Annotated in this window: 19 protein-coding genes; 7 read left to right on the top strand and 12 right to left on the bottom strand. The window is 70.3% G+C overall.

Features of this window, described 5'->3' with window-relative positions:
• Positions 1-6: 6 nt before the first annotated feature.
• On the bottom strand, positions 7-762 hold the full coding sequence (locus tag ABFX54_RS08150) for an SDR family NAD(P)-dependent oxidoreductase (RefSeq protein WP_346102801.1): 756 nt from the start codon (positions 760-762) through the stop codon (positions 7-9).
• A gap of 77 nt (positions 763-839) precedes the next feature.
• Here ABFX54_RS08150 and ABFX54_RS08145 point away from each other — a divergent pair, with 77 nt between their 5' ends.
• The 3 genes from ABFX54_RS08145 to ABFX54_RS08135 all read left to right on the top strand — a co-directional run bounded on the left by ABFX54_RS08145 (position 840) and on the right by ABFX54_RS08135 (position 4,022).
• On the top strand, positions 840-1,214 hold the full coding sequence (locus ABFX54_RS08145; protein WP_346102799.1) for an FKBP-type peptidyl-prolyl cis-trans isomerase: 375 nt from the start codon (positions 840-842) through the stop codon (positions 1,212-1,214).
• A gap of 257 nt (positions 1,215-1,471) precedes the next feature.
• Positions 1,472-2,998, top strand: a complete 1,527-nt coding sequence (locus ABFX54_RS08140) for an ATP-dependent DNA ligase (protein ID WP_346102797.1) — start codon at positions 1,472-1,474, stop codon at positions 2,996-2,998.
• 319 nt (positions 2,999-3,317) lie between these two features.
• A complete protein-coding gene (locus tag ABFX54_RS08135; RefSeq protein ID WP_346102795.1) occupies positions 3,318-4,022 on the top strand; it encodes a septal ring lytic transglycosylase RlpA family protein in 705 nt (234 codons plus the stop codon).
• A 109-nt stretch (positions 4,023-4,131) separates the two neighbouring features.
• On the opposite strand, the gene ABFX54_RS08130 is transcribed toward ABFX54_RS08135, so the two are convergent.
• From ABFX54_RS08130 to ABFX54_RS08115, 4 genes are all read right to left on the bottom strand, one after another.
• Positions 4,132-5,172, bottom strand: coding sequence for an alpha/beta fold hydrolase (locus tag ABFX54_RS08130; RefSeq protein WP_346102794.1), 1,041 nt, complete (start codon positions 5,170-5,172; stop codon positions 4,132-4,134).
• A 130-nt stretch (positions 5,173-5,302) separates the two neighbouring features.
• Positions 5,303-5,893 carry a TetR/AcrR family transcriptional regulator gene (locus ABFX54_RS08125; RefSeq protein WP_346102792.1) on the bottom strand — a complete coding sequence of 197 codons (591 nt, stop codon included), beginning with the start codon at positions 5,891-5,893 and terminating at the stop codon, positions 5,303-5,305.
• Positions 5,894-5,987: 94 nt separating this feature from the next.
• A complete protein-coding gene (locus tag ABFX54_RS08120) occupies positions 5,988-7,301 on the bottom strand; it encodes an MFS transporter (protein ID WP_346102790.1) in 1,314 nt (437 codons plus the stop codon).
• Positions 7,302-7,699: 398 nt separating this feature from the next.
• On the bottom strand, positions 7,700-8,545 hold the full coding sequence (locus tag ABFX54_RS08115) for an NAD(P)H-binding protein (protein ID WP_346102789.1): 846 nt from the start codon (positions 8,543-8,545) through the stop codon (positions 7,700-7,702).
• Positions 8,546-9,423: 878 nt separating this feature from the next.
• Here ABFX54_RS08115 and ABFX54_RS08110 point away from each other — a divergent pair.
• The 3 genes from ABFX54_RS08110 to ABFX54_RS08100 all read left to right on the top strand — a co-directional run bounded on the left by ABFX54_RS08110 (position 9,424) and on the right by ABFX54_RS08100 (position 10,383).
• Complete coding sequence (locus ABFX54_RS08110) at positions 9,424-9,675, top strand: helix-turn-helix domain-containing protein (RefSeq protein WP_346102787.1); 252 nt, start codon at positions 9,424-9,426, stop codon at positions 9,673-9,675.
• A 17-nt stretch (positions 9,676-9,692) separates the two neighbouring features.
• Positions 9,693-9,941: a hypothetical protein gene (locus ABFX54_RS08105; protein ID WP_346102785.1), complete on the top strand. Its 249-nt coding sequence runs from the start codon at positions 9,693-9,695 to the stop codon at positions 9,939-9,941.
• A gap of 208 nt (positions 9,942-10,149) precedes the next feature.
• Positions 10,150-10,383, top strand: coding sequence for a hypothetical protein (locus ABFX54_RS08100; protein ID WP_346102783.1), 234 nt, complete (start codon positions 10,150-10,152; stop codon positions 10,381-10,383).
• 95 nt (positions 10,384-10,478) lie between these two features.
• On the opposite strand, the gene ABFX54_RS08095 is transcribed toward ABFX54_RS08100, so the two are convergent.
• The gene (locus ABFX54_RS08095) at positions 10,479-11,423 is read right to left on the bottom strand and encodes a C45 family autoproteolytic acyltransferase/hydrolase (protein WP_346102782.1); all 945 of its coding nucleotides are present in this window, start codon (positions 11,421-11,423) and stop codon (positions 10,479-10,481) included.
• A gap of 564 nt (positions 11,424-11,987) precedes the next feature.
• The gene (locus ABFX54_RS08090) at positions 11,988-12,581 is read right to left on the bottom strand and encodes a DUF1707 and DUF4870 domain-containing protein (RefSeq protein WP_346102780.1); all 594 of its coding nucleotides are present in this window, start codon (positions 12,579-12,581) and stop codon (positions 11,988-11,990) included.
• A 133-nt stretch (positions 12,582-12,714) separates the two neighbouring features.
• Between ABFX54_RS08090 and ABFX54_RS08085 the strand changes: the two genes are divergently transcribed.
• Entirely contained in the window at positions 12,715-13,059 is a 345-nt protein-coding gene (locus ABFX54_RS08085; protein WP_346102779.1) for a hypothetical protein, read from the top strand.
• A gap of 135 nt (positions 13,060-13,194) precedes the next feature.
• Here ABFX54_RS08085 and ABFX54_RS08080 read toward each other — a convergent pair whose 3' ends face one another.
• The 5 genes from ABFX54_RS08080 to ftsH all read right to left on the bottom strand — a co-directional run bounded on the left by ABFX54_RS08080 (position 13,195) and on the right by ftsH (position 19,802).
• The gene (locus tag ABFX54_RS08080; protein ID WP_346102777.1) at positions 13,195-14,409 is read right to left on the bottom strand and encodes a DUF4192 domain-containing protein; all 1,215 of its coding nucleotides are present in this window, start codon (positions 14,407-14,409) and stop codon (positions 13,195-13,197) included.
• Positions 14,410-15,390: 981 nt separating this feature from the next.
• Positions 15,391-16,137 (bottom strand): EI24 domain-containing protein, encoded by a 747-nt coding sequence (locus ABFX54_RS08075; protein ID WP_346102775.1) that lies wholly within the window; start codon positions 16,135-16,137, stop codon positions 15,391-15,393.
• A 10-nt stretch (positions 16,138-16,147) separates the two neighbouring features.
• The gene (locus ABFX54_RS08070) at positions 16,148-16,729 is read right to left on the bottom strand and encodes a Maf family protein (RefSeq protein WP_346102774.1); all 582 of its coding nucleotides are present in this window, start codon (positions 16,727-16,729) and stop codon (positions 16,148-16,150) included.
• A 16-nt stretch (positions 16,730-16,745) separates the two neighbouring features.
• On the bottom strand, positions 16,746-17,483 hold the full coding sequence (locus ABFX54_RS08065; protein WP_346102772.1) for a DUF937 domain-containing protein: 738 nt from the start codon (positions 17,481-17,483) through the stop codon (positions 16,746-16,748).
• Positions 17,484-17,681: 198 nt separating this feature from the next.
• Complete coding sequence (gene ftsH / locus ABFX54_RS08060) at positions 17,682-19,802, bottom strand: ATP-dependent zinc metalloprotease FtsH (protein ID WP_346102770.1); 2,121 nt, start codon at positions 19,800-19,802, stop codon at positions 17,682-17,684.
• Between the last annotated feature and the right edge of the window lie 30 nt (positions 19,803-19,832).

Below are 19,832 nucleotides of genomic sequence, written 5' to 3'. Positions count from 1 at the left end.
TCGGCGTCAGGATCTACGCCAGCCGCCCGCCGCGTTGATGCCGCCGTCCACGTGCAGCGTCGTCCCCGTCACGAACCTGGCCAGATCGCCGGCCAGGAACACGGCCGCCGCCGCGGCGTCGCCTGGATCGCCCAGGTGGCCCAGCGGCGGCACGCGTACCGGCTCGTAGGGCAGCGAGCCGGCCAGCATGCGCGCCCGCACGCCCGACTCCCCCTCCGTCTGGATCGCGTCGGGCGCGATCGCGTTCACCCTGATGCCTCTGGGGGCCAGCTCCAGCGCCAGCGACTTCGTCAGGCTCTCCAGACCGGCCTTCATCGCGGCGTACACCGCGAACCCCGGCGCCGCCTGGTGCGCCTCGCTCGACGTCACGTTGATGATCGACGCGCCCGGCGGCATCAACGGCAGCAACCGCCTGATCATGCCGGTGACCTGGGTGAAGTTCTCCTCGATCAGGATCTGCTCGCCGCGCGCCGAGGTCTCGGCGAACCCGGCGTGGAAGGTGCCGCCCGCGTTGTTGACCAGCACGTCCACCCGGCCCCAGCGCTCGCGTACGGCCTGGGCGAAGACCTCGACCGCCACGTGGTCGCGCACGTCGAGCGTCATGGCCAGCTCGGCCTCCGGCTTGTCGCGGTCGCAGACCGCGACGTGAGCGCCCAAGGCCGCGAACGCCCGCGCCGTGGCCAGCCCGATGCCTCTGGCCGCTCCGGTGACGACGGCCACGCGGCCGGTGAGCAGGATCGTGTCGGGCGAAAGGGCGGCCATGAACGACGACCATATCCCGACCGCATAGAGTCGTCGGGTCCGTTCTCATCGACAACAATCGTCAACAGGAGCACTTCGTGGCACTCGAAAAGCCCGAGATCGACTTCCCGGGGGGCAACCCGCCCGCCGACCTGGAGATCGAGGACCTGACCGTGGGCGACGGCCCCGAGGCCAAGCCCGGTCAGACCGTCCGCGTCCATTACGTGGGCGTCTCGTTCTCGTCCGGGGAGGAGTTCGACGCGTCGTGGAACCGCGGCCAGCCGTTCGAGTTCCCGCTCGGCGCCGGGCGCGTCATCGGGGGCTGGGACCAGGGCGTCGCGGGCATGAAGGTCGGCGGCCGGCGCAAGCTCGTCATCCCGCCGCACCTCGGCTACGGCGACCGTGGCGCCCCGCCGCGCATCAAGCCGAAGGAGACGCTCATCTTCGTCGTCGACCTGCTCGGCGTGAGCTGACGTCCCGTCCGCCATCCGCGGTGTGACGTCCACCCGACGTCCCACCGCTTCACGCGGCGCGACGCCTCGTTCCGTCGCCCCGCGCGGTACGGCGTGCCCGGCGCCGGTCGGCTTCCACGATCCGGCGCCGGCACGGCCCACCGCTCACCCACTCGCTTCGCCCTCTTATCGCCAGATTCGTCGGCCGCGCCGACACACTCCGCGGGTATGCCGATATCGGGTAGGGAAATGTCACCTGCTTGAGGCACCATAGGCGTGTGCTTCTGATCGACGTGGTGCGGGTTTCGGAGGCGGTGACGCGCACGTCCGCCAGGCTCGGCAAGATCGGCCATCTGGCGGAGCTGCTGGGCCGGGTCGGCCCTGACGAGGCGGAGATCGCCATCTCCTACCTTTCGGGTGAGCTGCCGCAGCGGCAGGTGGGGGTGGGCTGGCGCACGCTGGAGGACATCCCGCAGCCCAAGCTGGCCGCCACCGCCACGCTGACGGCGGTCGACGAGCTGCTGAGCCGGATCAAGGCCGTGTCAGGCCAGGGCTCGCAGGCGGCCCGCAGGGCCCTGGTGGCCGAGCTGTTCGCGGGCCTCACGAGCCAGGAGCAGCAGTTCATGAGCCGGTTGCTGCACGGCGAGCTGCGGCAGGGCGCGCTCGACGGCGTCATGATCGAGGCCGTGGCCAAGGCGTCCGGCGCGCCGTCCGCCGACGTGCGGCGGGCGCTCACCCTGCGCGGCTGGCTCCCCGCCGTCGGGGCGGCGGCGCTGGGCGGCGGGGTCGAGGCGCTGCGCGCGTTCCGGCTGGAGGTGGGGCGTGCGGTCTCACCGATGCTGGCGGGCAGCGCGCCCAACGTGGCCGCCGCCCTGGAGAAGGCCGGCACGCCGGCGGCGCTGGAGTGGAAGCTCGACGGCGTACGCGTGCAGGCCCACCGCTGCGGCCCTTCGGCCGTGAAGGTCTTCACCCGTACGCTCGACGACATCACCGCGCAGGTCCCCGAGCTGGTCGAGGCGGTCCTCGCCATGCCCTCCGACGACCTGGTCCTCGACGGCGAGGTGCTCGCCCTGCGGCCCGACGGCCGGCCGCACCCGTTCCAGGTGACCGCGAGCCGTGTCTCCAGCAAGACCAACGTCGAGCGGTTGCGCGAGCAGACGCCGCTGAGCGTGTTCTTCTTCGACGCCCTGCGCGTCGACGGCGCCGACCTGCTCGACCTGCCCTACTCCCAGCGCCAGGAGGCCCTGGCCGGCGCGGTCCCGCCGGGTCTGCTGACGCCGCGGCTGGTGACGGGGGACGTGGCGGAGGCGGAGAAGTTCTTCACCGACGTGGTCAGGGCGGGCCACGAGGGCCTGGTCGTCAAGTCCCTCACCTCCCCCTACGCGGCCGGGCGGCGGGGAGCGGGCTGGATCAAGGTCAAGCCCCGTCACACGCTCGACCTCGTGGTCCTGGCCGCCGAATGGGGCCACGGGCGGCGCGAGGGCAAACTGTCCAACCTTCATTTGGGCGCGCGCGACCCGGAGGGCGGGTTCGTGATGCTCGGCAAGACCTTCAAGGGCCTGACGGACGAGCTGCTGGCCTGGCAGACCGAGCGCTTCCTTGAGCTGGCGGAGGGCCCGACGGACGAGTGGACGGTCGCCCTGCGGCCTGAGCTCGTGGTGGAGATCGCCTTCGACGGGGTGCAGCGCTCGCCCCGCTATCCGGGCGGCATGGCGCTGCGTTTCGCCCGCGTGCTCCGTTATCGGCCCGACAAGCGCGTCGAGGACGCCGACACGGTCGACACGGTACGTTCCCTCATGCTGTAGGCGGCACCACCCGCCCGCCCCTCACTCCTTCCGCTTCCTCCCGGGCACCATGCCCATCCCGCACCTGACCCGTTGCGACGTTCGCCTGAAACGCGAAGATCCATGGCCTACGCTTGGCGATCTGGGCACTCTTGTGGCGTAAGTGAGATATTTCACTGAACATCCCATTAAGTTGTGTTTACCTGGCATTTGTCGCATATGTTCGTGCTCGCCGCGCGGGGCCCCTGCCCCCGCCGACGGATCGGCCGCCGCGACGCCCTCGCTCCCCCACGGTCCGGCCTTTCCTCGCCCTTTCCCCTACTGAGGACCGTGGTTTACCTTGGGCCAGCACTCCCGCACGCCGTCCCCCGACGCCCGCAAGTCGTCCGCGAACAAGCGCCGCTGGACCACCGTCGCGATCGGTGCGGCCGTCGTGGCAGCCGCCTCGACCACCGCCTGGGCGGCCATCGGCAACGACGACTCCTCCAAGCGCGCGGCGACGACCCCGGACCCGCCCTCCGCCGTCCCCGGCAGCACCAAGACGGACTCCGTACCCAAGCCCCCGAACCAGGGCGCGGCACCCCAGCAGCCGCAGGGCGCGTCCAAGCCGAAGAGCACCCGTTCCCCGCGACCGACCGGAACCCCGCGCGCGACCGGAGCCTCCGCGTCCGCCGAGACCTCGGAGCGGGAGACCAGCGCCCCGGAGCCGGCGGCCAGGACCGTCAGGAACGAGGTGAAGAAGCCGGAGTTCCGGGTGCTGTCGTCCGGCAGGTGCGGCGCCTCGTATTACGGCGAGCCTCAGATGACGGCCAGCGGTGAGCGCTTCAACCCCGCCGCCATGACCGCCGCGCACAAGACCCTGCCGCTGGGCAGCAAGGTACGCGTCACGAACCCGCACAGCGGCGAGTCGGTGACCGTCCGCATCAATGACCGGGGTCCGTACGTCGGCGGCCGCTGCCTCGACCTGTCCAGGGCCGCCTTCGCCGCCATCGGCGACGTCAGCGCCGGGGTCATGCGGGTGAAGTACGAGGTTCTGGCCCACTGACGCCACGACCGTCGTCTTCGCGCCACGTAAGCGACTCGACCGCCGGCCCAGAAGCGGCGGGCTCCCACTGAGGTCTGAGCCACAGCGGCCGGCATCGGCCGGGGCCCGATCAGAGGCGGCCGGCGTCGATGACGGCCTGGGCGAACCCCGTCGGAGCCTCCTGGGGCAGGTTGTGGCCGACGTCCTTCAGTAGACGGTGCTCGTACTTTCCGGTGAATCTGTCGCGCCACGCGGAGCCGTCGACGGGCGGGTCCGTGAACGGGTCACTGCCCCCGTCGATGGCGATGGTCGGAACCGTGACGACCGGACGCGCGGCGAGTCGCTCCTCGTACTGGTCGTAGCGGCGTTCGCCGTCGGCGAGGCCGAGCCGCCAGCGGTAGTAGTGCAGCACGACGGCGACGTGGTCGGGGTTGTCGAAGGCGGCGGCGGTGCGCGCGAAGGTGGCGTCGTCGAAGTCCCAGGTCGGCGAGACGCGTTTCCGGAGGTATCGCGTCAGGTCGCTGCGCGTGGCCCTGTCCTCCATGGCGTTCTCGCCGCGCGGGGTGCCGAAGTAGAACATGTACCACCATGCGCGTTCGGCCTCGGGGGACTTGGGCCGGAGGTTGTCGCGCAGGTCGGTGATGCGGTAGCCGCTCACCGGGACCAGGACCGTGCGGCGTTCGGGCCACAGGGCTCCGACGACGGTGGCGGTCCGCGCGCCCCAGTCGAAGCCGGCGAGCACGGCCTTGCCGATCCGCAGGGCGTCCATCAGCGCGATGATGTCGAGAGCGACCGCCACCTGCTGACCGTTGCCGAACGTCTCGTCGGAACGGAACCGGGTGGTGCCGAAGCCGCGCAGGTAGGGCACGATCACGCGGTAGCCCTCGGCCGCCATGTGCGGTGCGGCGCCGGCGAAGTTGTGGATGTCGTACGGCCATCCGTGCAGCAGGACGACCGCCGGGCCGTCCGCGGGGCCCAGCTCGGCGTAGCCGACGTCCAGCAGGCCCGCCTCGATCCGTTTGAGCGAGCCGAAGGACGCGTGGGCCCCGGTCCCTTCCGTGGCCGGGTCCTGTCGCGTGGCGGAGGCGCCCGGGGTGTGCGCACTGGTCGTCGCGGCGGTGGTCACGCCCGGGCCCTTCTGGGCTTCGGTGAAGGTGTTCGTGCTGGTCATGAGAGTCTCCGAGCGTCATACGTGTCTTCGACAGCGCTGCCCCGCATGAGGGGGACGCGCCGGGCCACTCGGTGATCCGACCGGGGCCGGCCTCCCACGGGGTGAGCACGCCCTGCCCGGGGCGCCGTTCCTACGGGGTGGGCGTCTCGAGCGGGGCCGCGTCGAGGAGGACGGATGCGGCTGCGCGGGCGGTCGTGGCGGCCGAGGGGTCATGGTCCAGGTTCGCGGACTGCGCCGCGCCGTCGTACAGCAGAAGGAACTGGCGGGCCAGGGTGTCGGGGTCGGCGCATCCGGACGCGGCGAGCAGCCCGGCGAAGAGGTCGCGGATCCAGACGCGATAATCCTCGGCGACCTTGCGGATGGCGCTGTCCTCCGGCGCCTCCGAGGTCGCCCGCGCGAAGGCGCAGCCGTTGTACTGAGGGTCCGTGAACGTCTCACCCAGCGCGTCGAAGACGCCGAGCACCTGCTCGCGCGGGGTGCGGAAGCGGGTCATGGCGCGGGCGACCCGGTCTCTCCTGCGCGCGAAGCGGTGTTCGAGGTAGGCGCAGACCAGGCCCTCCTTGCTCTTGAAGGTGTTGTAGAGCGACGCCTTGGCCACCCCGGCGTGCTCGATCACCCGGTCGATGCCGACGGTCTGTATGCCTTCGCTGTAGAACAGCTCGTCAGCCGCCTCCAGAAGCCGCTCACGTGCGGACGCCTTGGCCGCGGTCCTGGCCGCCATGGCTGCCACCATCCTTCGGGTAGACCTGTTCACTCTGACCTTGAAGAGTCGCCTGTTAGACAGACCTGTCTACTCTAGCGCTCGCAAAGATCCATCAGCCCTCTGAGACCTGTACCGCGCTCTCCTGGTAACCGGGGCTCACCGGCCTCCGTTCGGCGCGACGGCCGCTGAGCACAAGCACCGTCAGGGCCACGAGGGCCAGCACGATGACGGCGATGCCGTACTCCTCGGACGTCCGCACCAGGCCGCCGCCGTACACGACCAGCATGCCGGCGATCACGGCGGGAACGCCCAGGCCGACGTAGCAGACGACGTACAGGAGGGAGAGGACGCCGGCTCGTTCGTGCGACCGCGCCTGCGGGACGACCAGCCTGATGCCGCCCTGGAACCCGGCGCCGAAACCGACGCCGGAGATCGCGGCGCCGACGAAGAACCCGATCGCGGACAGTGTGCCGCCGTCGCCCGAGGCGATGGACAGCAGGGTGATCAGTACGCCGACGACCAGTGTGCTGATGCTGGTCCGCAGCATGACCTGCTTCCTGGCCCCGCGCAGCAGCACGACGGCCAGACCGGCGGCAGCCGCGAGGACGAACAGGGGCAGACCGCCCCACAGCACGGAGGTGGAGTGCAGCAGGGTCCGCATGATGGCCGGGCCGAACGCGCCGTACAGGCCGCTGAGCGCCCACACCGCGAACATCAGCGGTGCGGCGATCGCGATCGCCGGGCGCGCCGACCTGGGCAGCTTGAACTCGGGGACCATGCCGGCCAGCGCGCCCGGCCGCCGGCTGACCGTCTCCTTCAGCGCCAGCACGGCCAGCGCCTGCAGCACGAAGATCCCGAGCAGGATCGCGTAGACGAGACGGGTGGGCGCCGGCAGGTACCGCACGATCAGCCCGGAGGCCAGGACGCCGGCCACGGTGCCCATCAGCGGTGCGAAGGAGTTGAGGAAGCCGCCCTTGCGCGCGTCGATGTCGAGCATCCCGGCGCCGATCGCACCGACCGCCACGCCCGCGCTCAGCCCCTGGAGGACCCGGCCGGCCAGCAATGCGCCCACGCTGTCAGCGGCGATGAACACGACCATGGCCACCACCTGCACGATCAGGGCCGTCAGGAGGACCGGGCGCCGGCCGACCTGGTCGGAGACCCTGCCGGAGATCAGGAGTGAGGACAGGACGGCTAGCGCGTACACGCCGAAGACGATGGTGGTGGTGATGGGCGAGAAGCCCCAATGCTGCTGGTAGACGGCGTAGAGGGGGGTCGGCGCGCTGGACGATCCCAGGAACGACACCAACATGGAGGCCAGTACGGCGATGGACGCTCTGGGGCCTAGCTCGCGGCGTGGGGCCGCGTCGGTGGGGGGCTGCTTGGTCGGGGCGAGGCGAGGAGAGGTGGCGGATGTGCAGCTCATGGGGTCACTTATCTCTTGGTATGCAACAAACGCCCCTCACTATACAGACCTGTCTGTTCAATATGCTTACACGGGAGGTGAAACCACCCGCTGCGACCTTGCGCACGCGGAGAACGACCGATCGTGGACGGGCGTCGCGACGAGCTGGCGCCGGGTGAGGACGCCTCGGTCGCTGCGGGCAGTGGCGGCCGGAATCTCCCTGTGGCTGGCAGTGCTTCGCGGCCCGCACCACCACACCGCCGCGCCGAGTAGCCGTTCGGACGCGCGCCGCAGATCCCGAGTCGTTCGAGCGCGCGCCGCAGATCTCGGCACGTCAGGCAGTACGCCGGGCGACAGCAGCCATCGCTTGGCCAGGACCCCTCGGTGAGCGCACCGGGGGCCGTTTGATCGGGTGCCGGTCAGCCGCCGCTGAAGGCGGATGCGTTGTCGCGGGCCCAGTCGGCGAAGGTGAGCGCGGGGCGGCCCAGGAGGTCTTGCACGGTTGCGGTGGTGGGACCGGAACGGGTGGCGTAGTCGGCCAGAGAGCCGAGCAGGCGGGCCGGAACCTCCTCGGGCAGCCCCTGAGCGAGCATGCCTTGCCGTACCTGCTCGGGCGGGAGCTCCTGGAAGGCCAGCGTCCGGCCGGTGGCGGCGCCGATGAGTCGCACCTTCTCGTACTGGTCGAGCGACTCCGGCCCGGTCAGCGTGTACGTCTTGCCCGCGTGGTCGCGGCTACGGAGTGCTTGTACGGCGACTGCCGCGATGTCGGTTTCGTGAATCGGGGAGGTCGCCGCCTTGCCGTACGCGCCGCGCACCACGTCACCAGCCCTGAGCTGAGGCGCCCAGGCCAGGGCGTTGGCGGCGAAGTCGGCCAGGCGCAGCACCGTCCAGTCCAGGCCGGAGCCGGTGACGAGGTCCTCGGCGAGCTTGAACTGAGCGGCGAAGCGAGCTTCCCCGGCCGGATGCTCCACGGTGGTGGCCGACAGCAGCACCACGCGCCGCACGCCCTGCCCGGCGGCCAGCTTCAGCAGCTCGCCGAGTCCGGGCCCGGTGGCGCGCGGGCTGATCTGGATGCCTTCCACCCCTTCCAGCGCCGCCTCGATCCACTGAGGACGGAACAGATCTCCGCTGACGGCTTTCACGCCCTCAGGGAACGGGGACTCGGCGGGACCGCGAGTGACCCCGGCAACGGGGATGCCGTCGTGGAGCAGTTGCCTCATCACTTGACGTCCCACGACGCCGTTGGCCCCGGTGATCAAAATCATGGCGATTCTCACTTTCAGTCGATAGATGAACGGAGCACCAGGCCGGCACAGAGCCGAAGTCCTGGACGTAGAAGAAGACGCCCCACCTGCAGACACAGCGCGGCCATCCGGCGGTCCCGCCGAACACCAGTGGGACCGGCGAGGCCATGCCGTCCCAGACCCGGAAGACATCCCCACCCCCGCGGGCACAGGCCAGCCACCCAACGATCGCGCCGATCGCCGGCAGGGCCTGAACGGTCTCGGCCGCCCCGGACACCGGAAGACGACCCATACCTGCAGATACAGGTCGGCCACCCGACGATCTCACCGAGCACTCGCAGGACCGGCATGGCAATACCGTCTCAGACGCGGAAGTCGGTCCCACATCCGCAGGCACGAGAGTGGCCGTGTAACGACCCCACCAGCCGCCGACAGGGCCGGCACAGCCATACCGCCTCGAACCCAGCTAACGACCCCACACCCGTAGATACAGACCGGCCACCCGCCGTTCCCGCCGATCGCCGGCAGGACCGGTACGGTCTTGCCGTCTCGGGCGGCGAGCCCGTGTTGCCCATGGCGTCGCTCGCGGGAGCGGACACGCCCTCGTGGAGCGGGCACGCCGTGCTGGAGCGGGCACGCCGTGGTTAAGCGGGCACGCCGTGCCGGCGCAGTTGCCTGCGAAACCGCCCGCGAGCCAGTTCCCCGAACCCCAGTGGCCTTCCCACCATCTCGGCGATGACCCGTACTCGACCGACCCCTGCCACCCGCGAGTTCGGCCCGTTGGCCCCGTCCGTGAGCTCGTCGATCGACGCCACCGGCGAACCGCCCACCCCCGGCGATCACGACCCGCGCTCGGTACGTCATGGCCTTTCTCCTCGCCCGTTTCAACAACTCTCCACATGGTGGATTTGCCGCCAATCAGGATCAACGAGGCATTTCGCTATGCTGCGGTAAGCGCGACTTACCGGCGGAAGGCGGACGTGGAACTTCGCGACGTCGAGATCTTCCTGACGCTCGCCGAAGAACTGCACTTCGGCCGGACCGCTGAGCGGCTGCACATCACTCACGCGCGAGTGAGCCAGGTGATCAAGAAGCAGGAACGGACGATCGGCGCCGACCTCTTCTACCGGACCACCGCAGCGTACGGCTGACGCCGATCGGCGAGCAGTTGCGAGACGACCTCCGGCCGCTCTACCAGGAACCGCACGAGAGCATGCGGCGGGCCGGTCTCGCCGCCAAGGGCAAGGCCGATGTGCTCCGCGTCGGCATGATCCCCAGCAACGCCCACGACCTGCGCGGCCACTGGCAGGCGTTCCGGACCCAGTACCCGCAGTGGGAGCTGCGCATCGGCCATGCCCCCTTCATCGACCCCCTCGCGGTTCTCCGCGACGGCACGGTGGATGTCCTGGTCACCTGACTGCCCGTCGAGGAGCCAGACCTCACCGTTGGACCGGTCCTGTTCACCGGCCCCCGGATGCCGGCCGTCTCCGTGGATCACGAACTGGCCACCCGCCCAGCCGCCTCGATCGAGATGCCGCCGACTTCCAGCACAGCGACACGCCACAGGTCCCCGGCTACTGGGCGGACGGTTCCTCCCCTCACACACCGCGCGCGGCAACCGGATCGTGCGCGGCCCGCTCGTCACCCACATGGAGGAACTGCTCTCCCTGGCCAGCTTCGGCGAGGTCGTCAACGCCCTGCCCGCCCACTCCGCCCGCTACCGGAACCGCCCGGACATCGCCTGGCCGCCCTTCGCCGACTCCGAACCTCTGGCCTACGGTCTGGTGTGGCGCGCCGAGAACGCCGCCATCCGCGCACTCGCCCAGACCGTACGGAACCTCGGCCCGCTTCACCTGTGACTGCCGGCCTCCCCGGCAAGACGCTCGATAGATCGGCACCGGACGCATGGCCGGCCCGATCTCGCGCAGGGGTGAGCAGGAGTCCGGAAGGTCTCTCAGCCGACCCGGCCCCAGCCCACGGTGCGGAATCCGGGGGTGAAGTCACCGAAGGACTGGTGCCAGGACTCACCGGGCCAGTAATACGTCACACGGCCCTCAACGGGCTGGTAGCAGGCGGTGTAGAGCGTCACCGTTCCCTGCTCGTCGAGGGATCGATACAGCGGCGGCTTCAGCATCGCCGCCACGTCAGCACCCGCGGCGCGGATGGCGTGCAGCCGCTCCCGCGTCCGCATGTCCCGCTCCTGCTCGTCGGTCACCGGCAGGTGCTGGTGATTGGCGGCGCAGGCATCCGGCGCCATCGTCGGCGACATGTCCGGCCCGACGAACACCGTCACCGCCTTCGCGGGATCGACCAGGGTGAGGTTCTGAGGGACGGCGATCGGCAGGGTCCGCAGCCTGCCGACCGCCTCATCGACGGTGTCGCACGTCTCCAGCAGGTAGCGCACCACGATGAGAATGGCGAAGCCGCGTCCGTAGACGGAACGTCCGCCGTAGGTGAGCGAGACCGCGAGGCCGGCGTCGTTCATCCCGTCCAGCAGGCCCCACAGCAGGTCCTGCATCCCGATCACGGGGCGCAGGAAGCAGGAGGAGACGATGGTGCCCTCGCACTGATCGGGCGGGAAGTCATAGTTGCGGAGCAGAATGCCGTCCCTGCCGATCTGGGTGCAGGCCGGAGAGAACGGCCGCAGTGCCGCATGGGTGAGGAAGGCTTCCGCCTCGGGCCGGTCGAGCTGGCCGGTCAGGCGGTTCAGAACCGGAACCAGTTCCGGCATGTGCGCACGGAACAGCGCCCGGACGCGGTCCGCGCCCTCCGGAGTCCGGCCCTCCGCGGTCAGCAGGCCCTCCATGCCCTGCCACAGGGCCCGCGCGTGAGCGGCCCACCGCCCGTCGCCGCCGTCGCCGACCTCGATCGCCCGAAAGGTCTTGTGCTGTTGCCGCACGGCCGCCACTCCCTGTGAGAATCAAACGAAGTGACGGCAACCTAGCTAATTGCGTGGAAGATTCACCAGGTGACCGCCATCATCGACGGCCAGGCCCGGGATCGATGAAACCGCTGAACGCGAGCCCGGCCGGGTCCGTCTGAGTGATCATCTAGCCAGGCGGTGAGAGTCCCGCGCCGGAGAGGCCGGGAGCCATGGAGGCGGAGGCGGCGAGCCCGTACCGACCTCCATCACCCCCGCACTGGAGAAGCCGAGAGGCATGGAGACGGGGGCGGCGAGCCCGTACCGACCTCCATCACCCCCGCACTGGAGAAGCCGAGAGGCATGGAGACGGGGGCGGCGAGCCCATACCAACCTCCATCACCCCCGACCCACCATCAGCTCACACCGATCTCGTCATCGCCGTCCGCCCGCACCGTTCGCGGCCCGGACGACGCTCCCAACCCGAACGTGAATGGACGTCGCGCGACCGACCGAACACCTGGCGGACGACGCGAGCGCCTTCGCGACGGCGTGGAGAGGGGGTTGTGCCGCGGAAACCGCTGACAGCCCCTCCCCGCCAGGTCACTTCACAAGACGGATCGTCATCGGATAGCGGTAATCGCCGCCCGAGAGGGCCGAGACACCGGCGACGACCGAAAGGACGACGGCCACGACCCAAATAACGGGAACGAGCAGGGTTCCGATGATGGTCAACGGCAGCAGGATCGAGGCGCCGACGACCGTGATCTGGAAGTTGAGCGCTTCGACGGCCTGCGAGCGGATGTACGGCGAGGTCTTGCCGCCGGTGAGCATCAGGAGCAGCGGCCCGAGAATCGGGAAACCGACGATGGGCAGCATGTGCGCCAGGGCGGCGCCGAGACGCTCGTTGCTCTCCGTCGTACCCTGAGGACGAGCCGGGGTCGGCGCCGGAGCGGCCCGGGGAACGGGCGCGGTGCCGTACAGCTCCTTCATGATGGGCATCAGGTCGCCGTGGGTGCGCGCGGTCATGGCGCGCTCCAACCGGTCGTCGAACTCGAGCTCGTCGAGGCGACCCTCCGCGTAGGCGGTCTTGACGTGCTCGACCACGTGTTCACGGTCCTGGTGGGTGACGCGCAGATGAGCTGGCGGCACCTGTCCCGGCCCGGGGGTCTTGGGTACCCCAGCCATAATCGCCATGCCTCTCCTTTGAGAATCGAGCTGTCTCCTCACATACTGCGTCCGCCGAACCTTCGATGCCATCGGGAGAATCCCCGATCTGTCCCCTAGATCATCCCCGACGCGAGGGCTCCAGACGGTATAAAAAGGATTCATGAGATGGCGAGACCGCTACGGCATTCGTCGACTGCGCGGCCGCAAGATCGCGAAGTTCGACCGCGAGGCGACAGACGCCGACATCGAGGCTCTTATCGCCTTCGCCCGTTCGCGGCGTGGTGTCGAGTTTTATGTCGAGCCAGAAACCTTTGCCACCGACACGACCGCTGTGGCGGTGGCCGACGACGGCGAGTGGACCCGGCGCAGGGTGGGTTCGCCCGCGGTGATCCGCAAGGTCGCCCGCGACCTTGCCCTTCCGGTGTACGACGTGCAGCTCACGGGTTACCCGCCACGCATGCGCGCCTACAACGAACGCCGTAAGAAGGAAGAAGGCAGTCTCTGAGGCGGCTCCTTTCCCCTTTCTTCGGTACGCATGAGCCGGCCCGGGTGAGGTCGACAGCACAGGGGTTTCCCGCCCCTGTGCTTCCTTCGTTCTCTTTCTCCTTCGGCTCTGCTCTTCGCTTCCGTGATGCGGAGATTATTGGAGGGCGGGGGGTGGGTCCTCGTCGTCGAGGAGGTTGACCAGGGGGAGCAGCCAGACGGCGGTGGCGGGGCCCATGGTGGCGTCGAGTTCCGCGGGGGTCGGGAGGCGGCCTCGGAGGATGGCCGGCGAGAGCAGGTTCTGCAGGGCGTGCATGAGCAGGTTGGCCATCGAGTAGGTCGGGTCGGCGGCGAGGGCGCGTTCGAGGGCGATGGTGGCCTGAACGTTGTTGCCCTCCCGCCAGGCCGCTATGGCCAGCAGCGACGCGGCCGGTGGCACGAAGCGGGGCTCCAGCCTGCGGGTCAGGTCTTTCCAGAGCGGGGCGTGAGAGTCTTCCATGAGGGTCCAGCCCTCATCGCGCACCCTCATGATGACCAGGTCCAGGCCGAGTTTCGCCGCCTCCAGATCGTCCAGCCGGCCGCCCTCGGAGTGGGTCTTCAGCGCGGCCCGGACCCGTTCCAGGCCGTCGGAGACGAACCGCGCGGCGAAGGCGTCGAGGTCGGTGGCGGCCATCAGCCGGGTGCGGAAGTCGGCGATCGCTTCGGCCGTGGCCCGGCGCATCGCCATCCGTACCGGCCCCGTGATGGGGGCCAGCGTGCGCTCCAGGGACTCGCGGTCCGGGAGGGCCACCAGGCCGCGGACGGTGGCTTCAGCCGCTATCTGGCTGGTGGAGGGGTCGTACGGGGTGCCTTCCGCCGGGCAGCACGTCGCCAGGTCGCAGACGTACGACCAATAACGGCCCTCGTGGGCTCGCAGCGCCTCGCCCACCCGCACCCCTGACTTGGCCGCGAGCCGCCTGGCCTCGTCGGCTGCCGGGGTGACCAGCTCCCCCGGGCCGTAGCCGATCACGACGATCTCCGTGACGCCTTCGCGTTCGAAGAGGGGTGCGAGGGCGTCGAGGGTGCCCGGCGGGAACGGCAGGCCCCACCTGGCCACCATCTTGGCCTGACCGCGTGCGAGGCCCACGACTACGAGGCTGCTGGTGGGGTGGAAGCCGACCAGGTAGGGGACGGCGGCCAGGACGTCGGTCGGGCTTCTCAGGGTGAGGCAGGCATCGGTGTCGAAGGTCGAGAAGTCCTGTGGGAGATCGGGGGCGGGGGTTGTGTCAGGGGTGAAGGGGAGCGGGTCTTTGCGGTGCCGGCCACGCTGACTGTGAGGGCGGTGATGGTCGATGACAGGCTCGCGGTTGGGGTCCCCTTCCGGGCTGGGCACGCGGCTGCCGCTCCCGTGCGGACGGGGGCCACCGGCAGTGCTGCCTTGCGCCTGAGTCACGGGACCGAGGTCGCCGCCGGTAGCGCCCTGAGCGACAGAGTCGGTGTGGTGGTCGACAGTTCCGCCGTGGGCGACGTGACTGGCGCCACCAGCAGGGCTGCCGTTCGTAGGGCTGGAGTCACCAGCAGGGCCGCCGTTGGTGACGGGGTTGGGGTTGGCAACGGAGCCGGGGTCGGTGGTTGGGCCGCCCTGGGCGGTTGAGCCGATCGTGGAGACAGAGCCGCCCTGGAAGGGGCTGCCATGGACGGGGCTGGTTCTGGAGCCAGGGCCTGTCGGGGCCGGAACGGGGTCAGGGGTGCGGGCGTGGGTTGGGGTGCGGGCGTGGGTTGGGGTGCGGGCGTGGGTTGGGGTGGGGGCGTGGATCGGGGTGGGGGCTGGGTGGTTGGTCGTCATGGGCCGAGAGGATGCCGTGGACGAGTTGGACGGCGATGGGCCGAACGCGGTTCTGTGGATGACGGAGGGCTGTCCACAGCCGACATAGGACCAACTAGTAGGACTCGACCGATGGAGGGCATCGAATGGCGTCCGCTGAGGCGGATTGCCGTCGGACAAAGTGGCCGGGCCAGGAGGCGGGCGGGGCATCCGATTCGGCAGGCTGACCGCGCCCGGCACACCATCGTCCACCGCCGTGGCCGGCGTCCTTCGCTCCGACAACGCGGCTGAGCCAGGCGGACTGCTGTCGGCTGCCGGACCCAGCCGAGCGAGACTCAGGCCGAGCAGGCGGGCCGGGGGCGGGGTAGGCAGGGGCAGGGCGACCCCGGACGAACGGCGTTCAGCCCAGGCGGGCGCGCGCAGGTGGACCCGAGCGACGCAGACGAGGCCGGTGGGTCGGCGTGGGCGGGCGCGTTCAGGGAAAGGTCGAGTGAGGCTCGGGCCGAGGCGGTGGGGTCAGGGTGAGGCTTCCAGCCGGGAGGAGTGGGTTCAGGGGGTAGGGCCGGGGGCGGGGGTCAGGTGGGTGCGTACGAGGAGGGCGGCGCCCGCCACAGCGGCCGGCATCGCCACCACGGCCACGAACGGCACCAGGAACAGCAGGAACACCGCCACCCCGAACCCCAGCGCACTCGCCTTGTTCCCGCGCAGGAGCGCGAAGCGCTGCTTGCGGGCCAGGCCGCGGCGTTCCATGGCCAGTGTCGTGAGCTCGACCGTCAGGAAGAAGCCGGACACGGCGGCCCCGAGCACCGGCACCACCGTCTGCCCCACCACCGGGACGAATCCCAGCAGGAACAGCGGAATGGTGAACATCAGTACATAGAGGAGCGTCACCAGGCTGTCCCGGATCGAGCGCGGCAGCGTACGCCACCACGGCTGCTCGTCCTCCGTCTCCAGCGGGTCCACCGCGGCCGAGAGCTTCTCGTAGAACGGCTCCCCGATCGCCAGCGTGAGCGCCGCGAACGTGATCACCGCCAGCGCCAGCCCGCCGAGGAAGAGCAGGATGCCCATCAGCGTGCGGAACAGGTCCCGCCAACCCCATGTGTCCGCGAACGGCGTCAGGAACTCGGCCAGTTCGGACGCGTTGGTGCCGAGGAAGATCAGCGCCACCACGTAGACGGCGAACGCGATCAACGCCGGAATCAGGCCGAACAACCACCATCGGGTGTTCTTGGCGACCCATCCGACCCCTTGGAGGAAGAAGCCGATGCCGGCCGTGAAGTCACGCACTGATCGCATGACCGGCAGGCTAGCGCCAGAACGACGTCACCGCGTAGCCGAGTTCGGCGAAGAGGTCGCGCAGCAGGGGGAGCGAGATGCCGAGCACGTTTCCGTGGTCGCCCTCGATGCCCTCGACGAACCAGCCGCCCCGCCCTTCGATGCTGAACGCCCCGGCCAGGTTGAGCGGCTCGTCGCTGGCGACGTAGGTGGCGATCTCGTCCTCGGACGGCTGGCCGAAGTGCACGACCGTGGTGGCCACCTCGGCCGCCTGCCGGCCGGCCGGCACGTCGATCACGCAGTGGCCGGTGACGAGGCGGCCCGTGCGGCCGCGCATCAGCCGCCAGCGCTCCACGGCCTCCTCGCGGGTGCCGGGCTTGCCGTACGGGCGCCCGTCGAGCTCCAGGATCGAGTCGCAGCCGATGACCAGCCCCTCTTCGAGCTCGCTCGCGACCGCCTCCGCCTTGGCCTTGGCCAGCACCAGGCTGAGCGCGGCTGGAGAGTGGGCGGAGAAGGAGTCCTCGTCGACCCCGCTGACGATCACCTTCGGGTCGAGACCGGCGCTGCGGAGGAGGGCCAGGCGGGCGGAGGAAGCTGAGGCCAGAACGATCACCGGCACAGCCTACCGGTCACCAGTCGGGGTCCGCCGTGCCCGGTGCCGCCCCACGCTCGCCCCTGGAGGTCATCCCGCGCTCGCCCCGCGCCGTACCCGGCGTCAGCCCGCGTTCGGCCCCGCCCGTGGCCGGTGTCGCGCCGTGGCCCCTTCCTGAGGTGCCGCTGGAGGGGGGTATCTCATGTTCGGTCCGGTACGGGTCGATGCGCGGCTCGTACGGCCCCATCTGCCGCGGCACGGCCCCGCCGAAGATGTCGCCCAGGATCCCGTCCAGCAGCTCCCCCAGCCCGCCGGGCACCGAGGCGCGTTCGCGTTCGAGGTCGTCGGCCAGGGCGGCGGGGTCCATGTCGCGGCTGGCGGCGCGACCGGCCAGCAGGGACAAGATCATGGGGGCGATGAGGGGCATGAGCTTCATGATGGTCCCCGAGTCGACCCCGGCCAGCCGCGAGAGCTGGGACGCGGCCAGCTCGGTCCCCTGACCGCCCAGGACGTGACCGAGGATGCTGTGCCCGTCTCTCGTCAGCGAGGCCACGTCACCGTTGAAGGGGTCGGCGTCCCTGTGGTCGTCCAGCGCCCCGAGCAGGGCGTCGGCGCCGTCCGGGTGCTCGGCGTTGCGGGCCAGGCCGCCGACGATCGTGCCCGACACGGCCTCGATGACCTTGCGGGCCGTGAGCGTGTCGGAGCCGAGCATGCCGGCGATCTGTTCCAGTCCTGAGTCTCCGAGTCCGGCGAGAAGCTCGTCATACAGTGTCACGACGGTCCCCCGATCACAGTCGTCTCGGATGACCTGCCCTGGAGAACCAGGACCAACGTCCGGATTGTCCTAATTCTCGGAAAAGCCGCGGCCCTGGCCTCCGGAAACGCGGTCGGTGTCCGGAGGCCAGGGCCGGGGTTCGAAATGAATCCGCCTGTCCAGGTATCAGGTGGTCGGTGTTCGTGCCCGACCGGAGGGTCAGCGTTGGTGCTGGGGCTGAGGGTCGGTGGAGGGGTGCTGGCCGGACTCGCCGACCGGCGCCCCCTGGCCCGCCTCCGTGTCAGCGGTGACCGGCTCGGACTCCGGCGTCGTGGCCGGGACGCCTTCGGCGGGAGCCACCGGATGGGCCTGGGTGAAGGCCGTCGGCCGCGCCTCGACGGCCGCGGGCCGCCGATCGGCGGAGCCGCCGGACCCGTTCGGCGTGGAGAGGCCGGCCGCCGCGTACGCCCCCGCCTCGTCCAGCGTCTCGTGCTCCAGCAGCGCCGCCACGATCGCGTCCAGCTTGTCGCGGTTGTCGCCGAGGACCTGGAGCGCGCGCTCGTAGCACTCGTCCACGATCCGCCGCGCCTCCTCGTCGACCGTGGCGAGCGTGGCCGGCGATGCCTGCGGCCGCTGGCCGTCGTTGGGCAGGATGGTCAGCGGGCCGACCTTCTCCGACATGCCCCACCGGCCCACCATGCCGCGGGCGATCATGGTGACCTGTTCGAGGTCGTTCTCGGCGCCGGTGGTGATGACGCCGAAGACGACCTGCTCGGCCGCCATGCCGCCGAGCGCGCCGGTGATGCGGCCGCGCAGGTACTGCTCGTCGTAGGCGTAGCGGTCGGTGTCGGGGGTGGAGAGGGTGACGCCGAGTGCCCGCCCGCGCGGGATGATGGAGATCTTCCTGACCGGGTCGGCCCCGGGCTGGAGCATGCCGAGCAGCGCGTGGCCGGCCTCGTGGAAGGCGGTGCGCGTGCGCTCCTCCTCCGGCATGACGATGCTGCGGGCCGCGCCGAGCTGCAGCTTCTCCAGCGCGTCGGCGAAGTCGGCCATCGTGACCTTCTCCTTGCCGCGCTTGGCGGCGAGCAGGGCGGCCTCGTTGACCAGGTTGGCCAGGTCGGCGCCGGTCATGCCGGGCGTGGTCTTGGCGAGCTGGTCGAGGCTGACCTTGGCGTCCATGGGCACGCCGCGCGTGTGGACGGCCAGGATCGCGGTACGGCCGGCCGCGTCGGGCAGGCCCACCTGGACCGTGCGGTCGAAGCGGCCGGGACGCAGCAGCGCGGGGTCGAGGATCTCGGGCCGGTTGGTGGCCCCGATGACGATCACGCCCTCGGCGCCGGAGAAGCCGTCCATCTCGGTGAGGATCTGGTTGAGCGTCTGCTCGCGCTCGTCGTGGCCGCCGATGCCGCCCGCGCCGCCGCGGGCCCGGCCGATGGCGTCGATCTCGTCGATGAAGACGATCGACGGCGCCACCTTGCGCGCCTCCTCGAACAGGTCACGCACCCGCGAGGCGCCGACGCCGACGATCATCTCGATGAACTCGGAGGCGCTGGCCGAGAAGTAGGGCACCTTGGCCTCACCGGCGACCGCCCTGGCCAGCAGCGTCTTGCCGGTGCCAGGAGGGCCGGCGAGCAGCACGCCCTTGGGCAGCTTGGCGCCGAGCCTGCGGTATTTGCCGGGGTCCTTGAGGTAGTCGACGATCTCGACGAGCTCGTTCTCGACCTCGTCGATGCCGGCGACGTCCTCGAACGTGACCCGCACCTGCCCGGCCTCGACCGGCTTGGCCGCCTTGGACTTGCCGAGCCCGCCCAGGCCGCCGCCCATCATGCTGGCGCCACGGCGCATGATCCAGATCCACAGGCCGGCCAGCAGCAGCACGGGCAGCAGCGACAGCAGCAGGTTGGAGAAGAAGCCCCGGGTGATCGGCTTGCTGGTGATCACGACCTGGCCGGTGGACAGCTGCTGGTCGAGCTGGTCGGTGTTGGCGAAGGCGGGGATCTCGGTGGCGAAGCGCGTGTAGGAGGCACCGCCGTCGGGGTTCTTCACCGCCGAACGCAGGTCGCCCTCGACCGACAGGCCCTCGGCGTAGATGTCCTTGACGTTCTTGGCGTTCACCTGGTTGGTGAACTCGGTGTACGAGATCGTCTCGACGGATCCGCTGTCGACGAACGACGACACGACGAAGAAGCCCGCGTACACCACGAGCAGCGTGACGACGAAGCGCCACCAGTTGATCTTCGGCCGGCCGCCGGGCGTGCCCGGCAGCCCTTCGGAGCGCCAGGGCGGCTTGCCTTTGCCCTTGTCCTTCTCCGGAGCTTGCGGCGGTCCAGAGCGTTCCACGGCGTCACTCCCCCACATCGCCGCACACAT

Origin of the sequence: Nonomuraea maheshkhaliensis, from assembly GCF_039529435.1 — a bacterium.
Lineage (GTDB): Bacteria > Actinomycetota > Actinomycetes > Streptosporangiales > Streptosporangiaceae > Nonomuraea > Nonomuraea maheshkhaliensis.
Note: the sequence above shows the minus strand (reverse complement) of the source record. Positions and strands in the feature narration are given on the sequence as shown.